Here is a 6,380-nt window from a genome sequence, read left to right as displayed (position 1 = left end):
GCCGTCCCCGGCCGTACGGGTCCGCCGCGCGGGGCGGTCGCCGGCCGCCGCGGCACCCGCCCTGCCTGCGGCTCCCGCACGTCCCGCGCCCCGCGCCGGGCGGGCGGGGGCCGGTGGGAGCTGTCCCTTGAGAGGGCCCCACTCGTTCGGGTCGGGGACTCCGGGCGGAAGCATCTGGCGGCGCTTGGGGCCGCCGTGTTCCGACTCACCGGGTTCCTTCGCGCCTGGCCATGCCTTGGCGACGCGGGCGGCCAGGACGAAGTCCTTGCGGAGGGGGTGGCCCTCGAAGCCCTCGGGCAGGAGGAGCGGGTCCAGGCCGGGGTGGCCCTCGAAGGTGACGCCGAACATCTCGTGGGTCTCGCGCTCGTGCCAGGCGGCGCCCGCGTAGACCGCGACGGCGGAGGGGAGGACGGGTGCGGAGTGCGGGACCGTCGTGCGGACGAGCAGGCGGCGTACGGGGGCCAGCGCCACGACGTGGGCCGAGACGCGGAACCCCGTGCCGGGCTCGTCGACCGCGCTCAACCAGTCGAAGTAGGTGCAGCCGAGCGTGTCACGCGCGCTCTCCAGGGAGGCGAGCCAGGACGCCGGCGGCACGTCGACCGTCAGTACCCCGTACGACTCCTCGGCCGTGGCGTCCGGGCCGAAGAGTTCCCCGGCGGGTGCGGGCAGCCATCCGGTCGTCGTCATCGGGCGTCCCCCGCGGCCGGCGGCCGTACGAGCCCGCTCTGCAGCGCGGCGGCGGAGGGGCGACCGGCGCCGGAGGACCCGTACCGCTCCCCCAGCGACTCTCGGGCGATCTTCTCCTGGAGCTTGAGGATGCCCTGCAGCAGCGCCTCCGGGCGGGGCGGGCAGCCCGGGACGTACACGTCGACCGGGATGATCTGGTCGACGCCCTTCGTGACGGAGTACGAGTCCCAGTACGGGCCGCCGCAGTTCGAGCAGGCGCCGAAGGAGATGACGTACTTCGGTTCGGGCATCTGCTCGTACAGGCGCTTCACGGCCGGGGCCATCTTGTCCGTGACCGTGCCCGACACCACCATCAGGTCGGCCTGGCGCGGTCCCGGTGCGAAGGGGATGACACCGAGGCGGATGAAGTCGTGCCGGGCCATCGACGCGGCGATGAACTCGATCGCGCAGCAGGCGAGGCCGAAGTTGAAGACCCAGAGCGAGTAGCGGCGGCCCCAGTTCAGGACCACCTTCATCGGCTCGGGAGCCAGACGGGCGAGCGCCCCCAGCCGCTTGGGCTCCGGCAGGAACACCGGCGGCTCGGGAGCCGAGAGGGCTCCGGATGCCTCAGTGGCCCCGGGGGCTCCGGTGGCCCCAGCGGTCTCGTCCGGGTGCGTCGGACGGGTCACGTCCATGTGAGGACGCCCTTCTTGTATGCGTACAGCAGACCGACGGCCAGGAAGCCGAGGAAGATGAACATCTCCACGAGTGTCGCCGCGCCGTAGCCCGGCGCGGCGAAGACCGTCGCCCAGGGGAAGAGGAAGATCGAGTCGACGGCGAAGATCACGTAGAGGAACGCGTAGACGTAGTAGCGGACCTGGGTGTGGGCCCAGCCTTCGCCGACGGGGTCGACCCCGCACTCGTACGTCATGAGTTTCTCGGGGGTGGGGACGACGGGCCGCAGCAGGCGGCCCGCCCCGAAGGCGACGGCGACGAACAGCACGCCGACCACGGCGAGCAGTCCGACGACCGAATAGGACTGGAAGTAGTCCGCCGCGAGGGAGGTACCGGCGGATCCGACACCGGACCCTGATCCGGTCGCGGCCCCGGTTACGGCCCCGGTATCGATGATTCCCGCTCCAGTGGTCCCGGTAGCCGCGACCATGGTCGGTTCCGGCACGTCCGCCCCTCGCTCCCTGACCTCGTATGACCTCGTATGACCCGGTAAGACGCTGCGTGAGCTGGTACGACAGGCCCGGCTGAGCCCGTGGGACCATGCGTGCGCCTTCGTGCGCGCCGTGCGCCACGGCGCGTTCGACGATCTGTACGCACCGGAGTCTAGGGCCTGCCAAAGCGACCGTGAGCGGCCCGTCACGGGTGGGCCTGCCGGGGGTGGGGTTTTCCCCCGGATACGGGAGCCGGTCCACCTCATGGCGCGGCGCGCCCGGGCCCGGCAAGGTGTCGTCCATGACCGAACACATCCTGGCCGCCGACCCGCAGGAAGGCGGCGACCGGCCGCCTCCCGCGCGCTTCGCCTACGACCGGCACACCTGGAAGGAGATCGTGCACCTCCTGTCCAATCTGCCCGCCTCCCTCCTGGGGTTCACCTATGTCCTCACCGTGCTGTTCCTGGGAGCCGGGCTGACGGTGACGGTGATCGGACTGCCCGTGCTGGCGGCCGGGCTGATGGGTGCGCGCCTGCTCGGGAGGCTGGAGCGCGGCCGGGCCAGGCTGCTGCTCGGGGTGCGGGTGGACGAGCCGAGCCGTATGCCGTTCCCCGGGCGGGGCGGCTTCCTCACGCGGTTCTGGATGGCGCTGCGGGATCCGGTCGGGTGGCGCACGATGCTGTACGAGCTGATGCGGCTGCCGTGGAGCCTCGTCACCTTCACCGTGACGCTGACGTCGTTGTTCGTGCTGTGGCCGGTACTGCCGTTCATCGCGCGCGGCCTCGCCAACGCGGACCGGGTGATGGTGCGCGCGCTGCTGTCGCCCTCCGACGAACTGGAGCGGCGGATCGCCGAACTGGAGTCCGACCGCGGGGTGGTCGTCGACACGGCCGCGGCCGACCTGCGGCGCATCGAGCGGGACCTGCACGACGGGGCGCAGGCCCGGCTGGTGAACCTCGCGATGGGGCTCGGCCTGGCGAAGGAGAAACTGCTGGAGGGGCAGGCCGACGAGACCGTCGCCGCCATGGTCGACGAGGCGCACGGCGAGGTGAAGCTGGCGTTGCAGGAGCTGCGGGACCTGGCGCGCGGCATCCACCCCGCGGTCCTCACCGACCGCGGTCTGGACGCGGCGCTGTCCTCGGTCGGCGCCCGCTGCACGGTGCCGGTGAAGGTGACGGCCGACCTGCCGGCGCGGCCGGCCGCGGCCATCGAGGGCATCGCGTACTTCACGGTCTCCGAGCTCCTGCAGAACGTCAGCAAGCACAGCGGTGCGGCGTCCGCCTCGGTCGACGTGTGGCGTTCGGAGAACCGCCTGCTCATACAGGTACGGGACGACGGACGCGGCGGCGCGTCCCTCGACGGCGGTACGGGGATGTCGGGGCTCGCGGACCGGCTCGGCGCGGTGGACGGGCTGTTCCTCGTCGACTCCCCCGTCGGCGGGCCCACGACGATCACGGCGGAGCTGCCGTGGCGGGACCGGGCGGAGGACGCCGGGGAGAGGTAGGCGGTGGTGCCCGGGTCCCCGGCGGGGATGCCCGCGGCGGCGGAGCGGCTGCCTCCGGTCGCCCCCGGTCCGTTCCGGACCGGGGGCGGCCGGGGGCGTTCTCGGGCGTTCTGGGGCGTACCCGTGTGTGACCGGGTGCGGTGGCCGGGCGGCCGCACGAGGGCCGCATGGGGGCCGCCCGGGGTAGGGAAAACCCCCGCATCGAGACGCCGATGCGCTCCATGTTCCGGAAGCGCCGCACGGCGCACTGTGGACGTACACCAGCGGACGATCAGGAACGGACGGCGGCCATGGCCACGGAGTACGGACAGGGATACGGGTGGGACGACGGCCCCGGATTCCGGGGGGAGGGCGCCGGGGAGCGGTGGCACCGGCTCCCCGCCGCGCTGCGGGCGCCGGTCGAGGCCCGCAGCCTGCGCGAGTTCGCCTATCTGGTGCTGAGCCTGCCGATCGGCATCGTCACCTTCACCTTCGCGGTGACGATGATGTCGCTCGGCGCGGGCCTGCTGATCACGTTCCTCGGCGTCCCGGTGCTCGCCGCGGGGCTCGCCGGCTGCCGCGGACTGGGCGCGCTGGAGCGGACCCGGGCCCGCGGGCTGCTCGGGCTCGACGTCGCCGCGCCGGAACCGCTGCGGATGCGCAAGCGGGGCCCGATGGGCTGGATGGGTGCGACGCTGAAGAGCGGCGTCTCCTGGCGGCACCTCCTCTACACGGTGCTGCACTTCCCCTGGGCCGTGTTCGCCTTCTCCGTGGCCGTCACCCTGTGGGTGACCGGCTGGACGCTGGTGACGTATCCGGTGTGGTTCTGGGTCTTCCCGATGTACGCCGGACAGGACGGACTGCAGCTGTACGGGGACGAGACGCACCGGGTCTACCTGGACAACCCCTTCGAGATCACCGTCACCGCGCTGGTGGGGCTGCTGCTCACCCTGGCGACGCCGTGGATCGTACGGGCGCTGACGCTGGTCGACCGCCTCCTCGTGGGCGGGCTGCTCGGCCCCTCGAAGCTGGCCACGCGCGTGGTGGAGCTGGAGTCCGACCGCGGGGTGGTCGTCGACACCGCGGCGGCCGACCTGCGGCGCATCGAGCGGGACCTGCACGACGGGGCGCAGGCCCGGCTGGTGGCGCTGGCCATGGACCTGGGGCTCGCGAAGGAGAAGCTCGCGGCGGATCCGCAGGAGGCCGCGCGGATGGTGGGCGCGGCCCACGGTGAGGTGAAGACGGCTCTGCAGGAACTGCGGGACCTGGCACGCGGCATCCATCCTGCCGTGCTGACCGACCGCGGTCTGGACGCGGCGCTGTCCTCGGTCGCCTCCCGCTGCACCGTTCCCGTGCAGGTCGAGGTCGATCTGCCGGCCCGGCCCGCGCCGGCCATCGAGGGGATCGCGTACTTCACGGTGTCCGAGCTGCTGCAGAACGTCAGCAAGCACTCGCGGGCCACTCGGGCGACGGTCGACGTCTGGCGGATCGAGAACCGGCTGATGCTTCAGGTCGTCGACAACGGGGTGGGCGGAGCCGACGCCTCCTCGGGGTCCGGGCTGGCGGGGCTCGCCGGCCGGCTCGACGCGGTCGACGGGATCCTGGTGGTGGATTCGCCGGTGGCCGGGCCCACTCGGGTCACTGCGGAGTTGCCCTGGCGGGCGGCCTGACGTTCCGCGGGAGCCCCGATTCCGTCGTCGGGCGCGGGGCGTCGTGGGCTGAGCGCGCCGTTCCCCGCGCCCCTGGCAGGGGCCCCTGACAGGGCCCGGCCCCGTCGTCGCGTACGGTGCCGTCTTGGTTGCGCACGCCGTTCCCCCCGGCCCCTACGGGTCCGAGGGCCGGAAACGTGCCGCGCGGGCGGGGCGTTGCTGGGATGCTGGGGGACGACGTATGTGCGGGATGGGCTGGGGGGCCGGAAATCGTGGAGGACAGGGTGCGCGTGGTCATCGCCGAGGATTCAGTGCTGCTGCGGGAGGGCCTGACCCGGTTGCTGACCGACCGCGGGCACGAGGTGATCGCCGGTGTCGGGGACGGCGAGGCACTGATCAAGACGATCACGGAGTTCGCGGCGCAGGACGCGCTGCCCGACGTCGTGGTCGCGGACGTCCGGATGCCGCCGACCCACACCGACGAAGGCGTCAAGGCGGCCGTGCACCTGCGCAAGCAGCACCCCGGTCTCGGCGTCCTCGTGCTGTCGCAGTACGTGGAGGAGCAGTACGCCACCGAACTGCTGGCCGGCTCCAGCACCGGCGTCGGCTATCTGCTCAAGGACCGGGTAGCCGAAGTGAGGGAGTTCGTGGACGCGGTCGTCCGCGTGGCCCGCGGCGGCACCGCCCTCGACCCGGAGGTCGTCGCGCAGCTGCTCGGGCGCAGCCGCAAGCAGGACGTCCTCGCGGGGCTCACCCCGCGCGAGAGGGAGGTGCTGGGACTCATGGCCGAGGGACGGACGAACTCCGCGGTCGCCCGGCAGCTCGTGGTCAGCGACGGCGCGGTCGAGAAGCACGTGAGCAACATCTTCATGAAACTGGGCCTGTCCCAGAGCGACGGTGACCACCGGCGGGTGCTCGCGGTCCTCACCTATCTGAATTCCTGAACCTCGGAAGTTCAGAACCTCAGAGGTTCAGGACCTCCGGCCTTCCGAACCTCTGAACCTCTGAACCTCCGATGAGCTGAACAGCTGAACAGTCGAAGAGCCGGTCCGTACGAGAACCGAAGACGGGACGCGGAGCGTCTGCACAGGTGACGCCGGGGGGCGGAGCGATCGTGGCGGAGCAGGGTGTACGGCAGTCTCGAAACGGCGTCCATTACGGCGTCCATTGTGCGAGCGTCCCGGGGCGGGCGCCCCTTGCCGACGTAGGGTTGGGCCCGGGTGGGCCTGCGGGAGGGCCGCACCCGGACAGCCGCCTCGAAGGAGGTTCACTTCAGTGACCAGTCAGGTCAGCAGTCCGGCTGAGCAGGCCGACGGTGCCGTCGTAGGAGAACAGCGCAAACCGGCGGGTACGAAGGACGTACGCCGGTTGGATCGGGTGGTCATCCGGTTCGCGGGGGACTCGGGTGACGGGATG

At 72.1% G+C, this 6,380-nt stretch carries 6 protein-coding genes; 3 read left to right on the top strand and 3 right to left on the bottom strand.

From position 1 onward, the window contains the following. From KM933_RS38155 to KM933_RS38145, 3 genes are all read right to left on the bottom strand, one after another. The coding region (locus tag KM933_RS38155; RefSeq protein ID WP_221362010.1) for an NADH-quinone oxidoreductase subunit C at positions 1-687 on the bottom strand (687 nt) is incomplete at its 3' end. Next, positions 684-1,361, bottom strand: coding sequence for an NADH-quinone oxidoreductase subunit B (locus KM933_RS38150; protein WP_221362001.1), 678 nt, complete (start codon positions 1,359-1,361; stop codon positions 684-686). The genes KM933_RS38155 and KM933_RS38150, both read right to left, overlap by 4 nt. Beyond that, complete coding sequence (locus KM933_RS38145) at positions 1,352-1,846, bottom strand: NADH-quinone oxidoreductase subunit A (RefSeq protein ID WP_308013680.1); 495 nt, start codon at positions 1,844-1,846, stop codon at positions 1,352-1,354. The genes KM933_RS38150 and KM933_RS38145 overlap by 10 nt, the downstream gene beginning before the upstream one ends. A 287-nt stretch (positions 1,847-2,133) precedes the next feature. Here KM933_RS38145 and KM933_RS38140 point away from each other — a divergent pair, with 287 nt between their 5' ends. The 3 genes from KM933_RS38140 to KM933_RS38130 all read left to right on the top strand — a co-directional run bounded on the left by KM933_RS38140 (position 2,134) and on the right by KM933_RS38130 (position 5,908). After that, entirely contained in the window at positions 2,134-3,336 is a 1,203-nt protein-coding gene (locus KM933_RS38140; protein WP_221361999.1) for a sensor histidine kinase, read from the top strand. Between the two features lie 290 nt (positions 3,337-3,626). Beyond that, on the top strand, positions 3,627-4,985 hold the full coding sequence (locus KM933_RS38135) for a sensor histidine kinase (RefSeq protein ID WP_221361997.1): 1,359 nt from the start codon (positions 3,627-3,629) through the stop codon (positions 4,983-4,985). A 263-nt stretch (positions 4,986-5,248) separates the two neighbouring features. Next, a complete protein-coding gene (locus tag KM933_RS38130; RefSeq protein ID WP_308013679.1) occupies positions 5,249-5,908 on the top strand; it encodes a response regulator transcription factor in 660 nt (219 codons plus the stop codon). Positions 5,909-6,380 lie beyond the last annotated feature (472 nt).

The sequence above is a fragment of the Streptomyces beigongshangae genome, assembly GCF_019710745.1.
Taxonomy (GTDB): Bacteria; Actinomycetota; Actinomycetes; order Streptomycetales; family Streptomycetaceae; genus Streptomyces; species Streptomyces beigongshangae.
This window is presented reverse-complemented; position numbering and strand designations above follow the sequence as displayed.